Below are 25249 nucleotides of genomic sequence, written 5' to 3' on the forward strand. Positions count from 1 at the left end.
GAAGCCCGTAAGAAGTGATTACGGAACCCTGACGAGCACCCGCGTTTCCTGGTCCCGCCGGGGCCGCGGGTGTTCGAATGGATACGTGAACTCCGAACAACCCGAGGAGCCGGGCACACCGCAGCCACCGCCGGAGCGCGGCACTCCGGTCGGCCGCCGTGTCCTGCTCGGCACCATCGGCCTGGGCGCCCTCGGCGTGGTCGCCGCGCCCGCGCTGCAGCACGCCCTGGAGGGGTTCCTGGGCGCGGCCGCCGAGAAGGACCCCACCGGCCTGACCGGCCTGCTGCCCAACGGCGGCGGCTTCCGCTACTACTCGGTCGCCTCCTCCGTACCGCACAGGAACGCCACGAACTACCGCCTCACCGTCGACGGCCTCGTCGACCGCCCGAAGACCTACACCCTCGACGATCTGCGCGCCCTGCCGCAGACCCGGCTGGTCAAGGACGTCCAGTGCGTCACCGGCTGGCGGGTTCCGGGCACGCCCTTCGAGGGGGTGCGGCTGTCCCGGCTGCTGGACGCCGCGGGAGTGCGCTCCACGGCCGGGGCGGTCCGGTTCACCTGCTTCGACGGCACTTACACCGAGAGCCTCACCCTCGACCAGGCCCGCCGCTCCGACGTCCTGGTCGCGCTGCGCATGCAGGACAAGAACATCGGCCACGACCACGGCGGCCCGGTCCGCCTCTACGTGGCGCCCATGTACTTCTACAAGTCCGCCAAGTGGCTGTCCGGCATCACCGTCACCGAGGACGTGAAGCCGGGATACTGGGAGGACCGCGGCTACGACGTCGACGCCTGGGTCGGCCACTCGAACGGGCGGGACGATGAGCCTACGAGCTGAGGCGCACACACCGCCGGTCACCGGAGTCCGCCGGTTCGGCCCCGTGCAGCGCTGGGTGCACCGCACGACGGCGGCACTGATGGGTGTGTGCGTGGTGACCGCGGCCTTCCTCTACATCCCGCAGTTCGCCGAACTCGTCGGCCGCCGGGAGCTGGTGGTCCGCGTCCATGAGTGCGCGGGGCTCGCCCTGCCGGTGCCCGTCCTGGTCGGTCTTCTCTCTCGGCACTTCCGTGCCGACCTGGGGCATCTGAACCGCTTCGGACCGCACGACAGGATCTGGCTGCGGGCGGCTCTGCGCCGGGACAAGCGGCGGTCGTCGCGTCCGGCGGCGAAGTTCAACGCCGGGCAGAAGATCTACGCGGCGTGGATCGCCGGGGCCACGCTGGTGATGCTGGGCACCGGGCTGATCATGTGGTTCACCCATCTCACCCCGCTGATGTGGCGTACCAGCGCGACGTTCGTCCATGACTGGCTGGCCCTGACGATCGGGATCGTGCTCGCCGGACACATCGGAATGGCGATCGGGGATCCGGAGGCGCGGGGCGGCCTACGGACCGGCCGGGTGAGCCGGGAGTGGGCCGAGCGGGAGCATCCCCTGTGGCGTCCCTGAGGGTGCCTCCGGCGGTGGTGAGGAGACTGCGGTGGGGGTCACCACCGTGAGGGCGTTCTTGAGGCTTGCCTCCGTGTTTCCGTAGCGGACGATCACGTCTGCCGTGCAGACGTCTGAGGCGTCGTCGTGGCTGGTCGCGCCCCGCGGCGCGCGCGGCGGCGGCGATGCCGCAAATCGATACGGCCCCGCGCCCCTTTGGGGCGCTGCCGGATCGCACAGGGACGGCACTACGGCGGACAGCACCAGCTCGTCGCCGGTCTGTGAGCGCAGTGCGGGTGCTCCGGCCGTCTGCTGCCCGCCGATGAACACGGTCCCGAAGCGCAGGAGTTCGGCGGGGTCGAAGAAGGTGCCCCGGAGGTCGATGGTGATCGTGTCGCCCGGCTGGGCCTTGCCGTCGCCACCCGTGTCCACGGCTGCGATCCGGTAGGCGCAGGCGGGGGTGCCGTCCGAGGAGGGCTTCAACTGCACGGTGGTGTGCGGGTGCTGCCGGTGGAAGTCCAGCAGGCCGCCGAGCACCGCGTAGGCCGCGTGGCCCTTGCAGGTGTCCGGCTTGCCCGCCAGGGCGGCGTACTCCTTGGTCACCGTGGCCCAGTCGCCGCCCTCGCCCTGGACGGCCAGGCATGCGGTCGCGAGGGCGTGCAGCAGGCGCCACTGCGGGTCCGTGGAGGCCACGGGGATCACCTTGAGGGCGGCCCGGCACTGGCCGGGGTCGCGGAGGCGGTCGTAGGCGCTCGACGGGTCCGGTGCGGTGTCGGCGTTGGGCGAGACGGGGCCCGGCGGGAGCCAAGTGGGGCTCAGGAGAGGCCTGTCGCTCGGGGAGGCGTGACTCGGCGACGGAGGGGGCGTACGGGTGGGGCCCCGGCCGCTCGGCAGTGCGGTGCTGCTCGCTTCTCCGGCGGGTGACTGCCGAGGTGTGGGGGAGACCTGTGTGGCGCCGCTCGACGGCCCCGCGGTCACGATCGAGCTGCCCCCGCCCCGGCTGTCCGGCGTGCCCCTCCCGTCACCGGTGAAGGCTGCGACGGCCACCGCCACCGCGCCGACCACGAGCAGCCCCGAGATACGCGTCCCGAGGGAAACCGCCATGCCGCCCCCCGACCCCCAGTGCCCCCGGAGGCTGTGTCCAGGGGTCCCCTCATCATCGGGCCGGCCCCGGCGGCGGGGAAGCCGCCTTGGGTTGATCCTTGGGGAAAATTCAGGATGCGAAGTCGAGCAGCACCTTGCAGGAACGGCTGCGGTCCGCGGCCAGAGCGAACGCCGACTCCGCCTCCAGGACCGGAACCACCGCGCTGACCAGCCCGTCGAAGGCCGGCTCGGCGGCGAGCAGCCGCAGCGCCTCGTCGAACTCCGTGTCGAAGCGGAACGCTCCCCGCAGCTCGATCTCCCGGCTCACCACCAGATTCCCCGCGAAGGGGCTGGGCCCCGGCGGCAGCATCCCCAACTGCACGACGACCCCGCCGCGCCGCACCAGACGCAGACAGGTGTCGAGACCCGCGGCCACCCCGGACGCCTCCACCGCCACGTCCACCTCGGACGGCCAACCGGCATCCTCCGGATCGTCGGCCCGTACGAGGGTGTCGGCGCCCGCGGCACGTGCGTACTCCAGGGCCGCCGGGAGGAGGTCGGTGACCGTCACCCGTGCGGCGCCCGCCGCCTTCGCCGCCGCGACCACGAGGCAGCCGATGGGCCCGGCGCCGGTGACCAGGACATGCCTGCCGCGCACGTCTTCGGCCCGGCGGACCGCGTGCAGGGCGACGGAGAGCGGCTCGGCGAGAGCTGCCCGGCGCAGGTCGAGACCCTCCGGCAGCGCCCTCAACTGCTCGGCCGGTACGGCGACTTGGGCCGCGAAGCCGCCCTGTACGTGCGGGAAGCGGGCCGCGCTGCCCAGGTAGCGGGTGTCCCGGCAGACGTTGCGGCGTCCCTCCACGCACTCCGGGCACATGTCGCACGGCGTCGCCGGGTGCACCGCAACCGCCGTACCCACGGCCGGGCCGGACGCGTCGGGGGAGCCGTATGCGACGACCGTGCCGACCACCTCGTGCCCCAGCAGCATCGGCTCCTTCAGCCGGAAGTCGCCGACCCCGCCGTGCTTCCAGTAGTGCAGGTCGGAGCCGCAGACTCCGCCGTAGCGGACGGCGACCAGCGCCTGGCCGGGGCCGGGTTCGGGGGCCGGCAGCTCGTCGACCCGCAGGTCGTCCTGGCCGTGGATCACACAACCGAGCATGGGGACAGCCCCTTTCACAGCACGCTCGTCATTCCGCCGTCGACGTACAGCACCTGCCCGCTGACGAAGTCCGCGGCGGGCGAGGCGAGGAACAGCACGCCACCCACCAGGTCCTCGGTGCGGCCCCAGCGGCCGGCCGGGGTACGGCTGCGCACCCACGCGCTGAACTCCTCGTCCTCGACGAGGGGCTGGGTGAGCTCGGTCTCGATGTAGCCGGGGCCGAGGCCGTTGACCTGCACGCCGTACGGGCCCCAGTCGGCGCACATGCCCTTGGTGAGCATCTTCAGGGCGCCCTTGGTGGCCGCGTAGGGCGCGATGCCGGGGCGGACCACCTCGCTCTGCAGCGAGCAGATGTTCACGATCTTGCCGTGGCCGCGTTCCGTCATCCGGCGGGCCGCCTCGCGGCCGACCAGGAACGCGCTGGTGAGGTTGGTGTTCAGGATGCGGTGCCAGTCGCTGTCCGTGAACTGCAGGAGCGGGGCACGCAGTTGCATCCCGGCGTTGTTGACCAGGATGTCGAGCGGGCCGACCCGCTCCTCGACATCCGCCATCCCGGCGGCCACCGACGGGCCGTCGGTCACGTCGAAGGCGGCCGTGTGGACGTCGCCGGGCAGCTCCGCGGCCGCCTTGGTGAGGCGGTCCGCGTCGCGGCCGTTGAGGACCACCGTGCAGCCGGCCTCCACGAGGCCCCGGGCCAGGGCGAGCCCGATGCCGCGACTGGAACCGGTGACCAGGGCCGTGCGGCCGGTGATGTCGAAGAGCGGGTGACTCATTCCCGTACCCCTAGATGACCAGCGAGAGGAGGAGGACCAGACCGCCGGCGACCACCGAGATGATCGTCTCCATGACGGACCAGGTCTTGATGGTCTGGCCGACGCTCAGGCCGAAGTACTCCTTCACCAGCCAGAACCCGGCGTCGTTGACATGGCTGAAGAAGAGCGAGCCCGCGCCGATGGCGAGGACCAGCAGGGCCGTGTGCGTGGTCGACATGTCGGCCGCGAGCGGGGCCACCAGGCCGGCCGCCGAGACGGTCGCCACGGTCGCCGAACCGGTCGCGAGGCGGATGCCCACCGCGATCAGCCAGGCCAGCAGCAGCGCCGGGATCGACCAGTCCTTGGAGATGTCCAGGATCATCCGGCCCACACCGGTGTCGATCAGCGTCTGCTTGAAGCCGCCGCCCGCGCCGACGATCAGCAGGATGCCGGCGATGGGCGCGAGGCCCTTCTCGACCAGCGGAGTCAGCCGCTCCCTGCCGAAGCCGGCCGGCCGCAGCAGCGTGAAGATGCCGACCAGCACGGCGGCGAGCAGGGCGATCAGCGGGGAGCCGATGACGTCGAAGACGCGCTGGGTGAGGTTCGTGGGGTCGTCGATGAGGATGTCGACCAACGCCTTGGAGAGCATCAGGACGACGGGGAGGAGGATCGTGGCCAGCGTCGCGCCGAAGCCGGGACGGTTCTCCAGCTCCTCCGAGGCGCGCTGCGGAATCATCCGGTCCGGGGCGGGGACGTCCACCCAGCGGGCCGCGTACCGGGAGAACAGCGGGCCGGCGATGATCACCGTCGGGATGGCGACCAGGACGCCGAGGGCCAGCGTGACACCCAGGTTGGCCTTGACCGCGTCGATCGCGACCAGCGGGCCGGGGTGCGGCGGGACCAGGCCGTGCATCACCGAGAGGCCCGCGAGGGCCGGTATGCCGATGCGCATCAGGGAGTAGTTGCCGCGCTTGGCGACCATCAGCACGACCGGGATCAGCAGCACGACGCCGACCTCGAAGAACAGCGGCAGCCCGATCACCGAGGCGATCAGCACCATCGCCCAGGGCATCGCCCGGCCGCCCGCCTTCGCGAGGATCGTGTCGACGATCTGGTCCGCACCGCCGGAGTCGGCGAGCATCTTGCCGAGGATCGCACCGAGCGCGATCAGCACTCCCACGCCGGCGACCGTGGCGCCGAGACCGGTGGTGAAGCTGGTGAGCACCTTGTCGAGCGGCGCCCCGGCGATCGCGCCGAGCGCCAGCGAGCCGATGGTTAGGGACAGGAAGGCATGCAGCTTGAACTGGGTGATGAGCAGGACGATGACGGCGATGCCCGCCAGTACGGCGATGCCCAGCTGAGCGTGGCCGGCCGAGGTGATCGGCGCGGGTGCGTCCGCTGCCAGCATCTCAACGCTGAGTCTGGTCACGGGAGTTCCCTTGCAGGTACGGGGATGGGGGAGGGAGTGCGGGGGGTGGGTGCTACGCGGCCGGGTGGGGCAGGGCGTCCAGTGCCTTCACGGCCCGGGCGGTGATCTCCTCGGGGCTCCCGGCGACGTCCACCGCGACCCCCGCCTCGTCCGGCTGGAGCGGCTGGAGCGTGGCGAACTGGGAGTCGAGCAGCGCCGTGGGCATGAAGTGACCCTGCCGGTGCGCCATCCGGTCCTCGATGAGGGCCCGGTCGCCCGTCAGGTGCACGAAGACGACACCGGGGGCGGCGGCCCTGAGCCGGTCGCGGTACGACCGCTTCAGCGCCGAGCTGCTGACCACACCGCCGAGCCCGGCCCGCCCGTGCGCCCAGGCACCGATGGCGTCGAGCCAGGGCCACCGGTCCTCGTCGTCGAGCGGGACGCCGGCCGACATCTTGGCGATGTTGGCCTGCGGGTGGAAGTCGTCGCCCTCGGCGTACGGAACGCCGAGCCGGGCCGCGAGGAGGGGACCGATGGTGGTCTTGCCGGTGCCCGCCACGCCCATGACCACGACGACATGGGGGGTGCGCAGCTGCTGCATGGTGCTCTCACTGTCTTCTTCGACATCTGGACGCCGGCCGTTCAACCGACGCCGACGACACTGAAACCGATTAGGTACGACGAATTCAAGACCCTGTGACAAATAAGTCTGACTTTTTGTTCCCGTGACCCGCCCCGTACGCTGAGTGCATGACCACTCCGGGCCGGGGTCTGCACGGCCATGTACTGGACTCCCTCGGCCCCGCGATCACTGCGGGCGAGTACCCGCCGGGCAGCGTTCTGCGCACCGACGAGCTCGCCCAGCGCTTCGACGTGTCACGCTCGGTGATGCGCGAGGCGGTCCGGGTGCTGGAATCCATGCATCTGGTCGAGTCGCGCCGGCGGGTCGGTGTCACCGTGCGCCCGAAGTCCGAGTGGAACGTCTACGACCCGCAGGTCATCCGCTGGCGGCTGGCCGGCGCCGACCGCCCCCACCAGCTGCGCTCGCTGACCGTGCTGCGCTCGGCCGTCGAGCCGGTAGCCGCGGGCCTCGCCGCCAGGAACGCCTCCGCCGAGCAGTGCGCCGAACTCACCGAGTGCGCGATCGGCATGGTCGCCAACTCCCGCGGCCACAAGCTGGAGGAGTACCTCGTCCACGACATGGCCTTCCACCGGGTGATCCTGGTGGCGTCCGGCAACGAGATGTTCGCCCGGCTCGGTGACGTCGTGGCCGAGGTCCTCGCGGGCCGCACCCATCACGAGGTGATGTTCGAGGACCCCGACCCGGCCGCCGTCACCCTGCACGTCCAGGTCGCCGAGGCGGTCCGCGAGGGCGACGCGGCCCGCGCGGAGAAGCTGACCCGGGAGATCACCGTGGGGGCGCTGCAGGAGCTGGACATCCTCGCGCCCTGATCCTGCGCGTTAGGCCGCGGGGAAGTCCCCGTCGACGTACACCCACGCCCCGTCGACCCGCTCGAAGCGGCTGCGCTCCAGCAGCGAGCCGCCCTTGAAGGAGGCGCGGAAGGTCACCGTGCCGGTGGTGTGGAAGGCCGTCCCGTCGGTCGTCTCCAGGATCTCCAGACCCGTCCAGCGCATGCCCGGGTCGAAGTCGACCCGCGCGGGGCGCGTTCGCGGATGCCAGGTCCGCAACAGGTAGGCCTCGTCGCGTTTCACGAAGGCGCTGTAGCGCGAACGCATCAGTGCTTCGGCGGTCGGCGCCGCGGCCTCACCCCGGAGGAATCGGCCACAGCATCTTTCGTACGTCTCCACGAGACCGCAGGGGCAGGGGGACTTGTGGACTGGGGCGGAGCCGTGCTGCCGCCGGGATTGCGAGGTACGTCGGGACATGGGTCCATTCTGCGGGCATCCCGGGCGCGGCCCGGACCGTGAGTTCGCCGGAAGCAGTGACCCGTCCGCCTACGCCGACTCGGCGTTGGTGGGCGGGTGTGCCGGACGCGCCGGGATCTGCGTGGGCAGGGGCGGCAGCGCAGTGCCGTACACCCAGGCCTCGAACAGGTCGTCCAGCGGCTCGTCCGCGAACCGGCCGACATGGGCCGTGAACGTCGTGGTCGTCACCGCCCCGCCGCGGTGCAGCCCGGCCCAGCCGCGCAGCATCCGGAAGAAGGCGTCGTCGCCCATCGCGCAGCGCACCGCGTGCACGGTCAGGCCGCCGCGTTCGTAGAGCCGGTCGTCGAACATCGACTTGCGGCCGGGGTCGGCCAGTCGGAGGTCCTGCGGTTGCCCGGACAGCAACCGGTGTGCGGCGGCGGCGAGTTGCTGGGCGCTGCGCCCGCCCGAGCGCTCCGACCACAGCCACTCGGCGTACTTGGCGAAGCCCTCGTTCAGCCATATGTGCCGCCAGTCCGCGATGGACACGCTGTTGCCGAACCACTGGTGCGCCAGCTCGTGCGCGACCAGCCGCTCCGAACCCCGCGCCCCGTCCACATGGTTGGCGCCGAACAGCGACAACCCCTGTGCCTCGACGGGGACATCGAGTTCCTCGTCGGTCACGACGACCGCGTACTCGTCGAACGGGTAGGGCCCGAACAGCTCCTGGAACAGGTCCATCATCTGCGGCTGCCGCGCGAAGTCCCGTGAGAACTCCGGCAGCAGATGCGCCGGGATGTGCCCGTGCTGCGGCACTCCGCCCGGCCCCGGGTCGCCCAGCAGCACCGTCTGGTACTTGCCGATCGCGAGGCCCACCAGATAGCTCGACGTGGGCGCCGACTGCTCGTACACCCAGGTCGTCGTGGAGGCCTTCGTGGTACGGGTCAGCAGCCGGCCGCCCGCCACCACCGCGTACGCGGACGGCGTGGTGATCGAGATCTGGTACGCGGCCTTGTCGGCGGGCCGGTCGTTGCACGGGTACCAGGACGGTGCCCCGATCGGCTGGCTCGCCACCAGCGCCCCGTCCTCCAGCTCCTCCCAGCCGAGCCCGCCCCAGGGGCTGGGGACCGGCTTGGGATTGCCCGACCAGTGCACCTCGACGGTGAAGGCGGCACCGGGCCGGACCGGCTTGGCGGGGCGGACGCGCAGGCGGCCGCCGCGGTGGGTGTAGTGCGGCTGGCGGCCGTCGACCCGGACCCGGCCGATCTTGAAGTCGGAGAGGTTGAGGGTGAATTCGGCCAGCGGCGAGCGGCCCGCGATGGCGTTGATCCGGGCCGCGCCCGCCAGCCGGTTCGGGCCCGGGCGGTAGTCCAGCGTGAGCTCGTACCGGTGCACCCGGTAACGGGGGTCACCGTGTTCCGGGAAGTACGGGTCCGCCCCCGCCGACTGCTGAACTGCCACTGCCGCTTCTGCTCCCTGCGCCGTCGTGCCACTCCGGTCCGCCGGTACACCGCTCACCGACTCCGAGTGGCCCGCGCTCAGGGACGCCATGCCTCGATCGGGTTGCCGAGCCAGCGGGTGTCGTCCGGGACGGACTCCGCGGCCATGACGAGCGACGCGGGACCCAGGGTGGTGCGGGCCCCGATCGTGCTGCCGGGCAGCACGATCCCGCCAGGGCCCAGCGTGGCGCCCTCACGGAGTACAACAGTATCCGTCCGCAAGATCCGGTCGTGGAAGAGGTGCGTCTGCAGGACGCAGCCGCGGTTCACGGTGGCCGCGTCCTCCAGGGTCACCAGGTCGGTCTCGGGCAGCCAGTAGCTCTCGACCCAGACACCCTTGCCGATCTTGGCGCCGAGGCCGCGCAGCCATGCGGTCATCAGCGGCGTACCGGGCACCGAACCGGCCAGCCAGGGCACCGCCACGACCTCGACGAACGTGTCCGCCAGCTCGTTGCGCCACACGAAGCCGCTCCACAGCGGGTGCTCACCGGTCCGGTGCCGCCCCACGAGCAGCCACTTGGCGACGAACGACACCACGGCGGCCGCGGCGCCCGTGGTGAGCAGCACCAGGCCCGACAGCACAGGAGCCCAGGGCCCGAGCAGGCACAGCGCCGCCACCGTAAGGATCGCCAGCGCCGCCGAGCAGAACACCGGCACGATCCGGCACAGCTCCACCAGGCCACGCGCCCACAGCAGCCGCGCCGGCGGGTCGTAGGTGCGGCTCTGGTCGCCCGTCTCGGCGTTCCGCGGCAGCTTCACCGGCGGCAGCCCCAGGTAGGAGCTGCCCTTCTTCGCCTTCTTCGGAGTGGCCGACAGCACGCCGACCAGCCCGCCGTCCGGCACGCTCCGGCCCGGCGCGGTCATCCCGGAGTTCCCGAGGAAGGCCCGCCGCCCGATCTCCGCGCGCCCGATCCGCATCCAGCCGCCACCGAGCTCGTACGGCGCGGTCAGGGTGTCGTCGGCCAGGAACGCGCCCTCGCCGACGGTCGTGAGGCTGGGCAGGGCCAGCACGGTGGACACCTCGGCGCCCCGCCCGATGCGCATCCCGAGCAGCCGCAGCCACACCGGCGTGACCAGCCCGGCGTACAGCGGGAACAGCGTCTCCCGGGAGCGGTCCATGAGCTGTGTGACCGTCCAGGCCTGCCAGCCGATTCTGCTGTGCGTGGGGTGCGTGCCCTCGCGCAGGCCCAGGCTCAGCAGCCGCACGGCGACGAGGATCAGCAGGGCGTACGCCAGCCCGAACGCCAGCGTGGCGGGGACGAGGGCGAGCGCGGCACCGCGCAGGGGTGTCTGGGCGTCGATGAAGGCGTACGCCACGAGGAACGCGGCGCCGCCCGCCAGCAGTGGCAGCGCGGAGAGCACGAGGCCGGTCAGGCCGTACATCACGCGCCAGTACGTGCCGCGCTGCGGGCGCTCCTTGGGCCAGTTCCGCTTGGCCTTGCCGAGCTTGACGGCGGGCGCACCGGCCCAGCGCTGACCGGTCGGGATCTGGCCGGTGACGGCCGAGCCCGGCGCCACCTCGGCCCGCTTGCCGACGCGGGCGCCCGGGAAGAGGATGCTGCGGGTGCCGACGGTGGCGTGTGCACCCACCTTGACCTGGCCGATCTCCAGGCGGTCGCCGTCCAGCCACCAGCCGGACAGGTCGACCTCGGACTCCACGGCCGCGCCCCGGCCCAGTTTCAGCAGGCCGGTGACCGGCGGCAGCGAGTGCAGGTCGACGTCCTGGCCGACCTTGGCGCCCAGCGCCCGCGCATACCGCTCCAGCCAGGAGCCGGTCAGTGAGGTCGCCCCGCTGAACTCGGCGAGCCGCTCGGCGGTCCACAGACGCAGATGGACGCTGCCGCCGCGCGGATAACGGCCGGGCTCGACGCCCCGCAGCAGCAGTCGCGCGCCGCCCGCGGCGATCGCGAGCCTGCCGGGCGGGCTGAACAGCAGCACCGCGCCGGTGGCGATCAGCCACCAGGGGGCGGTCGGCAGCCAGGAGTAGCCGGGCAACAGGTTGCCGGCCGCGGCCAGGGCCACCGTCCAGCGCAGGCCGAGCAGCGTGAACAGCGGCACGAGAAGCAGCAGCTGGAGCACCTTGGCGCGGGTCGGCACGGGGGTGATCGTGCGCCGGCCGCCGTCGTCCTGCGCCGACTTCTCCAGGTGGCGGGCCAGCTTGCGCAGGGTGGGCTGCTGGTAGATGTCGAGGACGGCGGCGCTCGGGTAGCGGGTGCGCAGCCGTGTGGTCAGCTGGGCGGCGGCCAGGCTGCTGCCGCCGATCGCGAAGAAGTCGTCGCGGGCACTGGTGACCGGGATGCCGAGGACTTCCGTCCACTGCTCGGCCAGCCACGCCTCGGTGCCGTAGAGCTGCTCGGCCGGGCCGCCGGTCTCCAGGCCCTCCAGGGGCCAGGGCAGCGCGCCCCGGTCGACCTTGCCGCTGGTGCGGGTGGGCAGGTCCGCGACCGGCGCGAGCAGCGGGACTAGCGCGGCGGGCAGCTCCGCGCGCAGCTTCTCGACGGCCGCCGCGTGGTCCCAGCCGTCCTGGGTGACGACATAGCCGACGAGGAGCTGGTTGCCGCTGCGCGCGGTGCGCACCGCGGCGGCCGCACCAGCGACACCGGGCAGCGCCTGCAGCGCGGCGTCCACCTCGCCCAGCTCGATGCGGCGTCCGCCGAGCTTGATCTGCTCGTCGGCCCGTCCGAGGAAGACCAGCCCCTGCGGCTCGGCCTTGACCAGGTCACCGCTGCGGTAGGCGCGCTCCCAGCCCAGGGACTCCAGCGGCGCGTACTTCTCCGCATCCTTCTCGGCATCGAGATAGCGTGCGAGTCCGACCCCGCCGATCACCAGCTGACCGCTGCCGCCCATCGGCACGGGCTCCCCGGCCTCGTCCACGACGGCCAGCTCCCAGCCGTCCAGCGGCAGCCCGATACGGATCGGCTCCTCGCCGGACATGAGCGAGGCGCAGGCGACCACCGTGGCCTCGGTCGGCCCGTAGGTGTTCCAGACCTCGCGGCCCTCCGTCACCAGCCGCTGCACCAGCTCGGGCGGACAGGCCTCGCCGCCGAAGATCAGCAGACGGACGTCGTTGAGGGTCTCGGGCTCCCAGAGCGCGGCGAGCGTCGGGACCGTGGAGACCACGGTGATCTCCTGCTCGACCAGCCAGGGGCCCAGGTCGGCGCCGCTCCTGACCTGCGAGCGCGGCACCGGCACCAGACAGGCGCCGTAGCGCCACGCCAGCCACATCTCCTCGCAGGACGCGTCGAAGGCGACCGACAGACCCGCCATGACCCTGTCACCGGGACCGATGGGGTCGTCGGTCAGGAACAGCGCGGCCTCGGCGTCCACGAACGCGGCGGCGCTGCGGTGACCGACCGCGACGCCCTTGGGCTTGCCCGTGGAACCGGACGTGAAGATGATCCATGCGTCGTGCTCGACACCGGGCCGGGCGGCGGGCACGTCGCTGCGTCCGGTGACGGTCAGCTCGTGCCCGGCGCCGACGACCGCCCGGACGTCCGCCTCCCCGAACACCAACTCGGCCCGCTCCTCCGGGTCCTCGGCATCCACGGGCACATAGGCGGCACCGGCGGCGAGGACGGCCAGGATCGCGACGTACAGGTCATTGGTGCCGGAGGGGACCCGCACACCCACGCGGTCCCCGAGCCCGACCCCGGCCGCGGCGAGGCGCCGCCGCAGCTGCTCCACCTCGGCGGCCAGCGCCCGGTAGGTGAGACGGGTCGTGCCGTCGTCCAGGGCGAGCTCGTCCGGGTAGGACCGCACGGATGCGTCGAAGATGTCGACGAGCGTGCGCGGAGAGGCCGCCTGACCTCCGGAGAAACGTGCGGTGTCACCGAACTGCTGGTGGATCTCTGCGCTGAGCTCATCGTCGAGCAGGCCGAGAGCACCGCTCTCGTCAATGGCTGCCATCCGGTCCTCGCGTCTCGATCCCGGAAGCCTCCGGGGCGCTGGCGGGCCCGCAGGTCTGCCTGGGGTTGTCCGGGTCCAGCTCCGTAACAAGCCGGAAATTTTAGTACGACGCTAGGTTCGGGACGGCTGATCGGCCACCCGGGTGGGCCGTCGGGGGTGGTCGGGAGAGCGGCCGATGCGCTGTGACCTGCCGTTTTCACTCCAAGGAGAGATGGCCCACACAGTGCGTGAGGAGAGCATGTGCGGGGCGTGGAAGGGCACTTGCTCCTTCTTCGGGCAACCGCCCTCACTTCCCGTGCGTGGACCGGCGGGCGAGCAGCGTCCAGGCCAGGACCGCCGCACCGAACGACACCCCCGCCACCACCCACAGCGCGCTGTGCACGCCCGCCGTGAACGCGTCCCCGACCGCGCCCGTGATCTGCGGTGACGAGCGGCCGGCGGACTTGCCGCCGCTGCGGGCGACCGAGACGACCTGGTCGACGACCGGCGCCGGCAGATGGTGGGCGGCGAGGCGGTCGGGGAGGGTGCCGAGGAAGCGGACGGCGAGGACGGCGCCGAGTATCGCGGTCGCCAGGACCGAGCCGACCTGGCGGAACGCCGTCACGGCCGAGGAGGCCGCGCCCATCTGCGAGCCCTCGACCACCTCGAAGGCGGCCGCCGTGGACGGGGCGACCACCAGGCCGCTGCCCAGCCCGGCGAGCACCAGTCCCAGCGCGGTGACCGCATAGGAACCGTCCGGCTGCTGACCCAGCAGGACCAGAGCGGCGGCGGTGGTGACGAGCGAGCCCGTCGCCAGCAGCCGGCCCGCCCGGACCCGTCCCGCCAGGCGCTGCGCCGTGGCCGTCGCCACGACGAACGCGAGCATCGCCGGCAGCAGCCGTATGCCGGTGTCCAAGGGGCCGAAGGCGCGCACCCGTTGGAGGAAGAGCACCTCCAGGAAGACCACGCCGACGAACACGAACAGGGCGGCCGCAGCGACGCACAACGCCGCCGTGTAGCGGGCGTTGGCCATCATGCGGACGTCCAGCATCGGCGCCGCGCGGCGGCGCTCGGTGAGGACGAGCGCGGTGAGGGAGACGGCGGCCACCGCCAGCACGGTGACCACCACCGGGTCGCCGTAGCCCGCCCGGCCGCCCACCGCTGTGCCGTAGACCAGTGTGGACAGTCCGAGCACGGCCCAGAACTGGCCGGCCAGGTCGAGCGGCCGGTCCGGGACGCGGGATTCGGCGACCGCTCTCAGCGTCACCGCGATGGTGATCACCGCGAGCGGTGTGTTCACCAGGTAGACCGCCCGCCAGTTCCACGTCTGCAGCAGGGTGCCGCCCAGCAACGGCCCCACGGCCAGCCCCACGCCCGAGACCGACACCCACACGGCTATGTAGCGCACCATGCGCGGCAGGTCGACGAAGAACGTGGTCGTGATCAGGGTGAGGGAGGTGGGCAGGACCAGGGCGCCGCCCAGTCCGCTGATGCCGCGCCCTATCAGGACCTGCGGATAGCTCTGCGCCGACGCCACGACCAGGGAGCCGGCCGCGATCAGCACCGTGCCGGTGAGGAACACCCGCCGCCGCCCGAACCGTTCGCCCAGCGCACCGCCCGACAGGACACAGGCCGCGACCACCAGCGTGTAGGTGCTGGACACCCAGCTCAGGTCGGCGGGCGCCACCTGCATGTCGACCTGGAGCGCCCGCAGCGTGGAGATGGCCGCGGTCACCTCGATGAACGACATGAACAGGCCGAGACAGGCGGCCAGAAGCACGAGGCGGCCGTGCGGGACAACTGGCGCAGGCGGCGCGTCCGTTGTCAGTGACGGGCCCGCGTTGAGCGGTGTGCCCGTGCTCATGTCGCCTGCGCCTCCCGCTCGGCCTGCTCGGCGAGGCGGCGCTGCGCCTCGTCCCAGGTGATCGGCAGCTGGTCGCGCTCGGTGTTCCAGAACACGAACACCGAGCCCTTCATCCCGGGACGCAGCCCGCGCACGCTCCGTGCGTGCGGATCCTTCGCGGAGAACGCGTTCAGCGCCTCCTGGTCGCGCCAGGCCGACAGCGTCCAGAACGTCCTCTTCAACGGCTCCGCCTTCAGCGAGGCACCCAGCAGCCCCGGCGAGTTGCGGACCTGCTGGAATATGACCAGCGACAGCAGGAAGAACCTGGGCACGCCCAGCAGCGAGCGCAGTTCCAGCCGGGAGGCCATGACCAGCGGCGGACTGGCGGGCTCGGTGCCGTCCTTGGCGGTGCCGGGCATCCAGGGAATCGTCGGCATGAAAGGTCTCCTCGGCTGAGCGGTCGGGAAGGCCGTGCGGAGCAGGCGGTCGGTTCGGTCGGACATTCACAAGAGTCCGTGAGCGCCGGATTCCGTACACCCCCGCAGGGGTGAAAACGGCTGCACTGCGTGCAGTTGACCGTAGGGAACCGGTGGCGCAATCACGCCCACGGAGCCCCGTACGACCGGATCCGGACAGTCCGCAATGCCCGCCATCGGAGCCTTCGATAGCGGAAATCCGGGTGCCGATGGGCCGATTGACCCCGTTTTCCGGCCCGGCCTACGGTTCTTGTGCGCCGTCCGACGGGCAACTCGCGGACCGCGACCCCTTTCAGAGGTATCAGCCCTCTGCGCCTCACCGTGACCGTTCCCGAGAACTGTTCGAGCCGAGGTGCAGCCCTGCCATGACCACCCGTGTCGCTGTCGTCGGAGCCGGAATCTCCGGACTCTCCGCCGCCCACCACCTGCCGGACGACGTCGAAGTCACCGTGTACGAGAGCCAGGACCGCCCCGGCGGCCACGCCCACACCGTGGAGGTCGACGAGGGCGGCCGCACCATCGGCGTGGACACGGCGTTCGTGGTCTTCAACGCGCGGACCTACCCCGAACTCACCGCCTTCTTCGAGAAGCTCGGCGCGCGGGCCCTCGACCACACCGGAGGCTTCGACTTCTTCGACCTCGACCGCGGACTGGACTACGGCACCGCCGAGTTCGAGCTGTCCGAGGACGAGATCGCCGCCCGCTACCCGGCCGACTTCCTGCCCCTGTGGCGCGACGCGGAGCGCTTCCACCGCGAGGCCCCGAAGGACTTCCTGCGCAAACGCACCGACCTCTCCCTCGGCGACTACCTGGACCGCGGCGGCTACAGCGACGCCTTCAAGTACGGCTATGTCGTACTGCTCGCCACCGCCGTCTGGTCAGTGCCCGCCGAACTGATCTGGGAGATGCCCGCGACCACGGTGATCGCCTTCTTCATGTCCCACGACCCCGGCGGCCTCGGCGGCCGCTCGGTCGCCTGGAAGACCGTGTCGGGCGGCAGCATCGAGTACGTCCGCCGGGTCGTCGCCGGCGTCAACGGCAAGGTCCGCACCGGCGCCGAGGTGACCCGCGTACGCGAGGACGGGGACGGCGTCGTCGTCGGCACCGCCGCCGGCGAGGAGCGCTACGACTACGCCGTCCTCGCCGCGCACGCCGACCAGACCCTCGCCGTGCTGGAGCAGCCCACCCCGCTGCAGGCGCAGATCCTCGGCAAGGTCCGCTACAGCGCCACCCGGGCCATCCTGCACACCGACCCGTCGAGCATGCCGCCGAACCGGGACCGCTGGCAGAGCTGGAACTACGGCCTGAAGACGGTGGACGGCCGCCCCCGCACCTGGGTCGCCTACTACATGAACTCCCTGCAGGGCTTCACCGCCGAGCAGGACTACTTCGTCACCCTCGACTCGCCGATCGTCCCCCGCGACGAACTCGTCGTCCGTGAACTGCCGTTCACCCATCCGGTCATCGACCTGGAGGTGCGCGCCATGCAGCGCACGATCTACGACGTCAACGCGCCCGGCGGCCGGATCAAGCTGGCCGGCTCCTACTTCCACGCGCCGCGCATCGGCGTCGACCTCATCGGCTCCCACGAGGCCGGATTCGTCTCCGGGCGCAAGGCGGCCGAAGCCGTCGCCCGCGAGATCAAGACCCGTCACTGAACCACGAACCGCACAGCACGAACGGACAAGGGGAACCCCAATGCAGCGTGTCACCGCCGAAGAAGCACAGGCCTGGCTGGTCGAGAAGCTCGCGATCCGGCTCGGCGTCGGCCAGGAACAGATCGATGTCGAACGCTACTTCGACGAGTTCGACCTCGACTCGACGGAGGCGCTGATCCTCGCGGGCGAGCTGGAGAAGTGGCTCGGCTTCGAACTCGAGGCCACGGCGCTCTGGTACCACCCGACGATCGCCGCCCTGTCCGAGCACATCGCCGAGGAGAGCGACCGTCATGTCGCCGCGGCCTGACCCGGCCACCCCACGTCGACCGGGCGCACCCCGCCCGCTGGTGACGACGCTCGGGCCGGTGGATCCGGCCGCCCGGCCGGTCGTCGCCGTCCATCCGGGCGCGCTGCCCGCCACCGCCTGGCAGTCGGTCGCCGCACGGCTGCCCGAGGACCACGCACTGCACCTGTGCGACCTGGGGAACGTCCCGGAGTACTTCGCGGCGGCCCTCGTCCCGACGCTGTCCGTCATCGGCGTCCGCGAACTCGCCCGGCGCTGCCTGCGGGAACTGACCGCCGCCGGACTCACCGACGGGCCGTTCACCCTCGCCGGCTGGTCCTTCGGGGGAGTGGTGGCCTACGAGATCGCCGCCCGCCTGGAAGCCCAGGGGCTCGGCGGCCGCGTCGAGGACCTCGTCGTCCTCGACTCGATCGCGCCCGTACCCGCCTTCCAGCGGCCTGACGAACTGCTGCGGCCGGACATGCTGATCACTTGGTTCGCGATGTACCTGGGCGCCAAACGCGGCCGCCGCCTCACCCTGGATCCGGCGGCCCTGGACGGCCTCGGCGAGGAGGACGGCCTGGGTGTCCTGCTCGCCGAGGCCATCGACCAGGGAGTGCTGCAGGACGGCACCGAACCGGCGGGACTGCGCAAGCTGTACACCGCGTTCCACACCGGACTCGTCCGCAACAACCGGTGCACCGCCGGGTATCTGCCCGCCCCGCTCGACCGCACCGTCACCGTCGTCAAGCCGGAGCGCTCGCTCCTGCCCGACAGCCCCGACCTCGGCTGGAGCGGCCTCAGCGGCCGCCCGCTGCGGCAACGGGCCGTCCCCGGCGACCACTACACGATGCTCCACGAACCGGAGACCGCGGACGCCCTCGCCGCCCTTCTCGCCACCGGTTCGCGAACCGGCTGAGCCCCCATCACTTGACGTACCCGCCGCACACGACCCGCGCGACGCGCAAGCCCGAGAGGACCACCATCGTGCACTACTCACGTCTGGCCGAGACGCCGATCGCGATCGTCGGGTTGGCGGGCCTCTTCCCCAAGTCGCGCGACCTGCGCGAGTTCTGGCACAACATCGTGGACGCCCAGGACTGCATCGAGGACGTCCCCGAGAGCCACTGGAACACCGCCGACTACTACGACCCGGACCCCGCGGCCGAGGACAAGACCTACGTCCGCCGCGGCGGATTCCTGCCCGAAATCGCCTTCAACCCCATGGAGTTCGGGCTGCCGCCCAACACCCTGGAGGTCACCGACATCCTCCAGCTGCTCTCCCTCACGGTGGCGCGCGACGTGCTGCGCGACGCCGGCGCGGAGACCGGCAGCTGGTACGACGCCTCCCGCACCGGAGTCGTCCTCGGCATCACCGGTGCCAACTCCCTCACCCAGCCGCTCTCCGCGCGTCTGCAGACCCCGGTGCTCAAGGAGGTCGTACGCAGCGTCGGCCTGAGTGAGGCGGACGCCGAGGAGATCGCGAGCCGGTTCAAGAAGGCGTACATCCCGTGGGAGGAGAACTCCTTCCCCGGCATGCTCGGCAATGTCGTCGCCGGACGCATCGCCAACCGCTTCGACCTCGGCGGCACCAACTGCACCGTCGACGCCGCCTGCGCGAGCTCCCTCGCGGCCGTCAAACTCGCGGTGAGCGAACTCATCGAGGGCCGCGCCGACATGATGATCACCGGCGGCTGCGACGCCGAGAACACGATCCTCATGTACATGTGCTTCAGCAAGACACCGGCGTTCTCGAAGAGCCAGCAGATCCGCCCCTTCGACGAGTCCGCCGACGGCACGCTGATCGGCGAGGGCATCGGCATGCTCGCCCTCAAGCGCCTCGCCGACGCCGAACGCGACGGCGACCGCATCTACGCCGTCCTGCGCGGCATCGGCACCTCCAGCGACGGCCGCTTCAAGAGCATCTACGCCCCGCGCGCCGAGGGTCAGCAGCTCGCCCTGCGCCGCGCCTACGACGACGCCGGCGTATCCGTCGACTCCATCGAACTGTTCGAGGCGCACGGCACCGGCACGGCCGTCGGCGACCACACCGAACTGTCCGCCCTCTCCTCCGTCGTCGCGGACGGCAACGACGACCACGGCTACGCCGCCATCGGCAGCGTCAAGTCGCAGATCGGGCACACCAAGGCCGCCGCGGGCGCCGCCAGCCTCATCAAGCTCTCCCTCGCCCTCCACCAGAAGGTGCTCCCGCCGACCATCAACGTCGAGACACCGAGCGAGGCGGTCGACCCCACGAGCACACCCTTCTACGTCAACACCGAGGCGCGCCCCTGGGTACTTGACCCGGGCCGCGGCAAGCGTCGCGCCGCCGTCTCCTCCTTCGGCTTCGGCGGCACCAACTTCCACATGGTGCTGGAGGAGCACGAGGGGTCGACGGAGGTCAAATCCCTTGGCCCGGCGGTTCGTTGGGGCCTGTGGCACGCGGCAGGCCCCGAGGCGCTCGCCCTGCGCATCGAGAACGGCGCCGCTCCGGACGAGTCCGGTGCGATCCCCGCGTCCGACGCCCGCATCGGGATCGTCGCCCGCAGCGACGAAGAATTCACCGAATTGTGCGCCACGGCAGTGGAGTTGCTGCGCGCCCGACCCGACGCCGACTCCTGGCAGCATCCCAAGGGCATCACCTACCGGCGCCAGGCCCTGCCCACGTCCGTCAGGACGGCGGCCGTGTTCGCCGGACAGGGCAGCCAGTACGTCGGCATGGGGCGGCGGGCCGCCGTCGCGCTGCCGCCCGTACGGGCCGCGTTCGACCGCGCCAACCGGCTGACCGAGGGCCCCGACACCCTCGCCCGCACGGTCTTCCCGCCGCCCGCCTTCACCGACACCGCCCGCACCGAGCAGGAAACGGCCCTGCGCCGCACCGACTTCGCCCAGCCCGCCATCGGGGCGCTCGCCTCCGGCCAGTACGCCTGGCTGCACCGACTCGGCTTCCGCGCCGACGGCGTCATCGGCCACAGCTTCGGCGAACTCACCGCGCTCTGGGCGGCCGGGGCACTGGACGACGACCGGTTCGCAGAACTGGCGCGCGCCCGCGGCCGCGCCATGGCCCCGCCCGAGCAGGCCGCCGCGGACTTCGACCCCGGCGCCATGGCGGCGATCCGCGCCTCCCTCTCCGACGTCCAGGGCCTGGTCGCCACGTACCGCAATGTGGCCATCTGCAACATCAACGCCCCCGGCCAGATCGTCGTCGGCGGCCCCACGGACGAGATCGACCGCCTGGTCGCCGACGTCTCCGGCCGCCGTATCCCGGCCAAGCGGCTGCCGGTCTCCGCCGCGTTCCACACGGGCTTCGTCGCGCATGCCGCGGACGCGTTCCGGCAGGCCGTGGAGTCGACGGGGCTGGGCGTCCCGACGATCCCGGTGTACGCCAACGCCCCGGGCTCGGCCTACGGCAGCGACGCGGCGGCCAACCGCCGTACCCTCGTCGACCAGCTCCTCCAGCCGGTCGACTTCGTCTCCGGCATCGAGAAGATGTACGCCGACGGGTTCCGCGTCTTCGTCGAGTTCGGCCCCAAGCGGGTCCTGACGGACCTGATCGACCGCATCCTCGAAGGCCGCACCGACGTCGTGACCCTCGCGGCGGACGGCGGCCCCAGCAAGGACAGCGAGGTCTCGCTGAAGCGCGCGGCGATCGAACTCGCGGTCCTCGGGCTGCCCCTCACCGGTTTCGACGACCACGTCGAGCCACGGACCGAGCTGCCGGCCCGCAAGGGGATGAACATCCCGCTGCGCGGCATCAACTACGTGACACAGGAACGGCGTTCGGCGTACCAGGACGCGATTGCGCAGCCGTTGGCGCTGACGGCGGGTACGGGTGGCACCGACGGCGTCGAGGACGTCGTACGCGACGGGCTGGCCCTTCAGGCGGAGATCCTCACCGCCCACGCGGACACCGTGCACGCCTCGGTCCGCTCCCTGGAGGAGTCCGTACGGGCCGGAGGTCACCCCGACACGGATGCCGCGCTGCGGCTCATACGGGAGCAGAGCGCGACGATCGGCGCGGCGCACGAACGGTCCACCCGGCTGCTGCTGGACGCGCTGCGGGGAGGGGCGGAGGCCGAACCCGAGCCCGCGCCGGAGACCGCTCTGGAGCCTGAGCCTGCCGTCGTGGCCCCGGCCGAACCGGAGCCCGTGCCTGCCGCCGAACCCGAGCCCGTCTCCGTCGCCGATTCGGCCATTGCCGCCGGTGTGATGGAGGCGCTGATGGGTGCGGTGGCGGAGAAGACGGGTTATCCGGTGGAGATGCTGGAGCCCGGGATGGATGTCGAGGCCGATCTGGGTATCGACTCGATCAAGCGGGTGCAGATCCTCGGCGCGCTGCAGGAGTCGTATCCGGTGTCGGAGGACGTTGATCCGGAGGTGCTTGCGGAGCTTCGGACGCTGGATGACATCGCAGGGTTCCTGGCTTCCACGGTTCCCGCCGAGTCGGCTCCGCAGCCGGTCGTCTCCACGGTCGAGACCGTCCACCTTCCCGAGCCCGAGCCCGTCTCCGTCGCCGATTCGGCCATTGCCGCCGGTGTGATGGAGGCGCTGATGGGTGCGGTGGCGGAGAAGACGGGTTATCCGGTGGAGATGCTGGAGCCGGGAATGGATGTCGAGGCCGATCTGGGTATCGACTCGATCAAGCGGGTGCAGATCCTGGGCGCGTTGCAGGAGTCGTATCCGGTGTCGGAGGACGTTGATCCGGAGGTGCTCGCGGAGCTTCGGACGCTGGACGACATCGCAGGGTTCCTTGCCTCCACGGTGTCCGTGGAGTCCGCCTCGCAGCCCGCGCCTGTGCAGTCGGAGCCCGGGCCCGCCCCAGTCAGCAAGTCGGCTGTCGCCGATGGCGTGATGGAGGCGCTGATGGGTGCGGTGGCGGAGAAGACGGGTTATCCGGTGGAGATGCTGGAGCCGGGTATGGATGTCGAGGCTGATCTGGGCATTGATTCGATCAAGCGGGTGCAGATTCTGGGTGCGTTGCAGGAGTCGTATCCGGTGTCGGAGGACGTTGATCCGGAGGTGCTTGCGGAGCTTCGGACGCTGGATGACATCGCCGGCTTCCTTGCCTCCACGGTGTCCGTGGAGTCCGCCTCGCAGCCCGCGCCTGTGCGGCCGGAGCCCGAGCTCGCCCCAATCACCAACTCGGCTGTCGCCGATGGCGTGATGGAGGCGCTGATGGGTGCGGTGGCGGAGAAGACGGGTTATCCGGTGGAGATGCTGGAGCCGGGTATGGATGTCGAGGCTGATCTGGGCATTGATTCGATCAAGCGGGTGCAGATCCTGGGTGCGTTGCAGGAGTCGTATCCGGTGTCGGAGGACGTTGATCCGGAGGTGCTCGCGGAGCTTCGGACGCTGGATGACATCGCCGGGTTCCTCGCCTCCACCGTGGCCACCGCCTCCGGTGGACCCGCTCCCCGGACAGCGGTACCCGCGCCAGCCACCGCCTCCCTTACCGTCACCTACCCCCCAGCCCCCGGCATCGGCCGTACCTACGCCGACGTCACCGAGATCGCCCCGCCTCACACCCTCGTCGGCGCGTACGCCGAACCGCGTACCGCGGTTCTCATCGACGACGGGTCGACGCTGACCCGGCCGCTCGCCGGGGCGCTGCGGGGGGACGGCTGGCGGGTGGAGATCGTGGCGCTGCCCGGTGTCGAGGGCGTCGTGCCGGAGGCGGATGCCGTGCGGCGGCTGGCGAGTTGGGAGGAAAGTGAGCTCGCCGGGGCGCTTGTGAGCGGGCGGGTCGATCTCGTCGTGCAGATGGCCGCCGCGGCGGGGCAGGAGTGGGCCGAGGGTGTGCAGCGGCTGGAGCACTGCCTGCTCGTCGCCAAGCACAGCCTGGCCGCGCTGAAGCCGGTCGCCGCGCAGGGCACCCGTGCCGCCTTCGTGGCCGTCACCCGGCTCGACGGGGCGAACGGCTACCGCGGTGGCGGCGACGCCTCCCCGCTGCTCGGCGGGGTCGGCGGGCTGGTGAAGACCCTCGGCGTCGAGGTGCCCGAACTCTTCGCCCGTACGGTCGACTTCGCGCCGGAGCTGGCCCCCACCACCGTCGGTGCGCGCTTCCTCGGCGAGATCCACGACCTGTCCGCCGAGCACGCCGATGTGGCGCACGACCCGGCCGGGCGGCGCACGATCGCGCTCGCGGCCGAGCCGCACGAGGCACACGCGGCCGCCGTCCCGGAGGTCTCCTCCGACGACCTGTTCGTCGTCACCGGCGGCGCTCGTGGCATCACAGCCGACTGCCTGCACGCCCTGGTCTCCGCTCGGCCCGCAGGACTGCTGCTGCTCGGCCGCAGCCGGCCCGCGCCGGAGCCCGACTGGGCCGTGGGGCACGAAGGCCCGGCACTGCGCGGACTCATCGCGCGGCGGGCCGCGCAGAGCGGACAGAAGCCCAACCCCCGCGCGATCGAGGGCGAGTTCCGCGAGATCACCGCCTCCCGGGAGATCGCCGCCAACCTGGCCCGTCTCACCGCCACCGGAGCCCGGGTCGAGTACCTCACCGTCGACATCACCGACGCCGGCGAGGTGCGTCGCGCGCTGACGCCGTACGCCGGACGGGTCACGGGTGTGGTGCACGGGGCCGGTGTCCTCGCCGACCGGCTCGTCGCGCAGAAGTCGGCGGACGAGATACGCCGGGTGCTGGGCACGAAGCTGACCGGCCTCGGCAATGTGCTGGACGCCCTGCGCGGGATCGCCGAGCTGCGGCACCTCGTGTTCTTCTCCTCCGTCGCCGGGTTCTTCGGCAACCGCGGCCAGTCCGACTACGCCATGGCCAACGAGGCGCTGAACCGCATCGCCGTACGGCTGAAGCGGGAACTGCCCTCCGCGCGCGTCACCGCGATGAACTGGGGTGCCTGGGACGGCGGCATGGTCTCCGACGACCTGCGTGCCATGTTCGCCTCGCGCGGGATCGCCCTGGTGCCGCTCGCGACCGGTGCGGGCATGTTCGCCGAGCAGTTCACGGCCGGGCACGGGCACGACACCGTGATCGTCACCGGCCCGCTCACCCCGCTGTCCGCGCCGCCCGCGGTGGAGGGCTCCGCGCGCACACCCCTGGTCGTCGACCGGACCCTGACCGACCTCGCCGAGCAGCCGCTGCTGACCGACCACGCCATCGGTGACCGGCGGGTGCTGCCCGCCACCGCGGCACTCGGTGTGCTGGCGAACGCCGTCGAGACGGCGACCGGTGAAACCGTCGTCGGGGCAACCGGCTTCAAGGTGTTCAAGGGCGTCGCCTGGGACGAGCCCGACGGGCAGCAGCCGCAGCGGCTGCGGCTGTCCGTCGAGCCCGTGGACGACGGCATCGACGTGCTGGCCTCCTCCGTGGACGGCAGCGGTCGCAGCCGGCCCGCGTACAGCGTCCGGCTGAGCACGGGCGAAACGGGGCGGCGGCCCGCCGACCGCGCCGACCTTGCGGGCCTCGCCCGCGGCGCGGCCGGGCAGGACGCGGCACGGCTCTACCGCGACGGGACGCTCTTCCACGGGCCCTCCCTGCGCGGCCTGCGCACGCTGCTGATCAGCGAAGAGCAGCGGCTTCTCGTACGGGCCCGGCTCACCGACGACCGGCCCGCGCACGGCGGCTACCACACCCGGCTGCACAGCCCCGTCCTGGCCGACCTGCTGCTGCAGGCCGTGCTGGTGTGGGTGCGCGAGCAGCGCGGACGGGCCTGCCTGCCGATGGAGATCGGACGGCTGAGCCTGTATGCGCCGCTGCCGTCCGACGGGGACTTCCTCATCGCGGTCGAGGACGTACGGCCCGGCCGCACCGGCGTCACCTGCACGGTGACCGCGCTCGACCCGCAGGGCCGGGTGCTGGCCGTCCTGGAGGACGTGGTCGCGGTCGAGGACGCGGAGCTGGACGCACGGTTCAGGCAGCCGGGCCGGGCGGCCGCCGCGGTCACGGTCTGACG

The 25249-nt window shown here is 71.8% G+C and carries 17 protein-coding genes; 7 read left to right on the plus strand and 10 right to left on the minus strand.

The features are described from left to right. The first annotated feature begins 85 nt into the window (after window positions 1–85). Entirely contained in the window at window positions 86–838 is a 753-nt protein-coding gene (locus ABD355_RS31520; RefSeq protein ID WP_344404241.1) for a molybdopterin-dependent oxidoreductase, read from the plus strand. Beyond that, the gene (locus tag ABD355_RS31525; RefSeq protein WP_344404242.1) at window positions 822–1448 is read left to right on the plus strand and encodes a cytochrome b/b6 domain-containing protein; all 627 of its coding nucleotides are present in this window, start codon (window positions 822–824) and stop codon (window positions 1446–1448) included. Before ABD355_RS31520 ends, ABD355_RS31525 begins: the two co-directional genes overlap by 17 nt. On the opposite strand, the gene ABD355_RS31530 is transcribed toward ABD355_RS31525, so the two are convergent. From ABD355_RS31530 to ABD355_RS31550, 5 genes are all read right to left on the minus strand, one after another. Continuing rightward, window positions 1386–2531 (minus strand): hypothetical protein, encoded by a 1146-nt coding sequence (locus ABD355_RS31530; RefSeq protein WP_344404243.1) that lies wholly within the window; start codon window positions 2529–2531, stop codon window positions 1386–1388. The two genes, ABD355_RS31525 and ABD355_RS31530, sit on opposite strands and share 63 nt — an antisense overlap. A 109-nt stretch (window positions 2532–2640) precedes the next feature. Continuing rightward, window positions 2641–3669 (minus strand): L-idonate 5-dehydrogenase, encoded by a 1029-nt coding sequence (locus ABD355_RS31535; RefSeq protein ID WP_344404245.1) that lies wholly within the window; start codon window positions 3667–3669, stop codon window positions 2641–2643. 14 nt (window positions 3670–3683) lie between these two features. Continuing rightward, window positions 3684–4442 (minus strand): SDR family oxidoreductase, encoded by a 759-nt coding sequence (locus ABD355_RS31540; RefSeq protein WP_344404246.1) that lies wholly within the window; start codon window positions 4440–4442, stop codon window positions 3684–3686. A gap of 10 nt (window positions 4443–4452) precedes the next feature. Beyond that, window positions 4453–5850, minus strand: coding sequence for a GntP family permease (locus tag ABD355_RS31545; RefSeq protein WP_344404247.1), 1398 nt, complete (start codon window positions 5848–5850; stop codon window positions 4453–4455). 52 nt (window positions 5851–5902) lie between these two features. Continuing rightward, on the minus strand, window positions 5903–6421 hold the full coding sequence (locus tag ABD355_RS31550; RefSeq protein WP_344404344.1) for a gluconokinase: 519 nt from the start codon (window positions 6419–6421) through the stop codon (window positions 5903–5905). Window positions 6422–6579: 158 nt separating this feature from the next. Here ABD355_RS31550 and ABD355_RS31555 point away from each other — a divergent pair, with 158 nt between their 5' ends. Beyond that, window positions 6580–7281, plus strand: a complete 702-nt coding sequence (locus ABD355_RS31555; protein ID WP_344404249.1) for a FadR/GntR family transcriptional regulator — start codon at window positions 6580–6582, stop codon at window positions 7279–7281. Window positions 7282–7290: 9 nt separating this feature from the next. On the opposite strand, the gene ABD355_RS31560 is transcribed toward ABD355_RS31555, so the two are convergent. The 5 genes from ABD355_RS31560 to ABD355_RS31580 all read right to left on the minus strand — a co-directional run bounded on the left by ABD355_RS31560 (window position 7291) and on the right by ABD355_RS31580 (window position 15359). Continuing rightward, window positions 7291–7716 carry a YchJ family protein gene (locus tag ABD355_RS31560; protein ID WP_344404250.1) on the minus strand — a complete coding sequence of 142 codons (426 nt, stop codon included), beginning with the start codon at window positions 7714–7716 and terminating at the stop codon, window positions 7291–7293. Between the two features lie 69 nt (window positions 7717–7785). Then, window positions 7786–9156 (minus strand): M1 family metallopeptidase, encoded by a 1371-nt coding sequence (locus ABD355_RS31565; protein WP_344404251.1) that lies wholly within the window; start codon window positions 9154–9156, stop codon window positions 7786–7788. 77 nt (window positions 9157–9233) lie between these two features. Then, complete coding sequence (locus ABD355_RS31570; RefSeq protein ID WP_344404252.1) at window positions 9234–13100, minus strand: Pls/PosA family non-ribosomal peptide synthetase; 3867 nt, start codon at window positions 13098–13100, stop codon at window positions 9234–9236. A 286-nt stretch (window positions 13101–13386) separates the two neighbouring features. Beyond that, a complete protein-coding gene (locus tag ABD355_RS31575; RefSeq protein ID WP_344404253.1) occupies window positions 13387–14943 on the minus strand; it encodes an MFS transporter in 1557 nt (518 codons plus the stop codon). Then, window positions 14940–15359 carry a DUF3291 domain-containing protein gene (locus ABD355_RS31580; protein ID WP_344404254.1) on the minus strand — a complete coding sequence of 140 codons (420 nt, stop codon included), beginning with the start codon at window positions 15357–15359 and terminating at the stop codon, window positions 14940–14942. Before ABD355_RS31580 ends, ABD355_RS31575 begins: the two co-directional genes overlap by 4 nt. Before the next feature lie 404 nt (window positions 15360–15763). Here ABD355_RS31580 and ABD355_RS31585 point away from each other — a divergent pair, with 404 nt between their 5' ends. The 4 genes from ABD355_RS31585 to ABD355_RS31600 all read left to right on the plus strand — a co-directional run bounded on the left by ABD355_RS31585 (window position 15764) and on the right by ABD355_RS31600 (window position 25247). Next, window positions 15764–17056 carry an NAD(P)/FAD-dependent oxidoreductase gene (locus ABD355_RS31585; RefSeq protein WP_344404255.1) on the plus strand — a complete coding sequence of 431 codons (1293 nt, stop codon included), beginning with the start codon at window positions 15764–15766 and terminating at the stop codon, window positions 17054–17056. A gap of 40 nt (window positions 17057–17096) precedes the next feature. After that, window positions 17097–17363 (plus strand): acyl carrier protein, encoded by a 267-nt coding sequence (locus ABD355_RS31590; protein ID WP_123964082.1) that lies wholly within the window; start codon window positions 17097–17099, stop codon window positions 17361–17363. Continuing rightward, window positions 17347–18258: a thioesterase domain-containing protein gene (locus ABD355_RS31595; protein WP_344404257.1), complete on the plus strand. Its 912-nt coding sequence runs from the start codon at window positions 17347–17349 to the stop codon at window positions 18256–18258. The genes ABD355_RS31590 and ABD355_RS31595 overlap by 17 nt, the downstream gene beginning before the upstream one ends. A 68-nt stretch (window positions 18259–18326) precedes the next feature. Next, a complete protein-coding gene (locus ABD355_RS31600) occupies window positions 18327–25247 on the plus strand; it encodes an SDR family NAD(P)-dependent oxidoreductase (protein WP_344404258.1) in 6921 nt (2306 codons plus the stop codon). Window positions 25248–25249: the final 2 nt, after the last annotated feature.

Origin of the sequence: Streptomyces longisporus (genome assembly GCF_039532765.1) — a bacterium.
Taxonomy (GTDB): Bacteria; Actinomycetota; Actinomycetes; order Streptomycetales; family Streptomycetaceae; genus Streptomyces; species Streptomyces longisporus.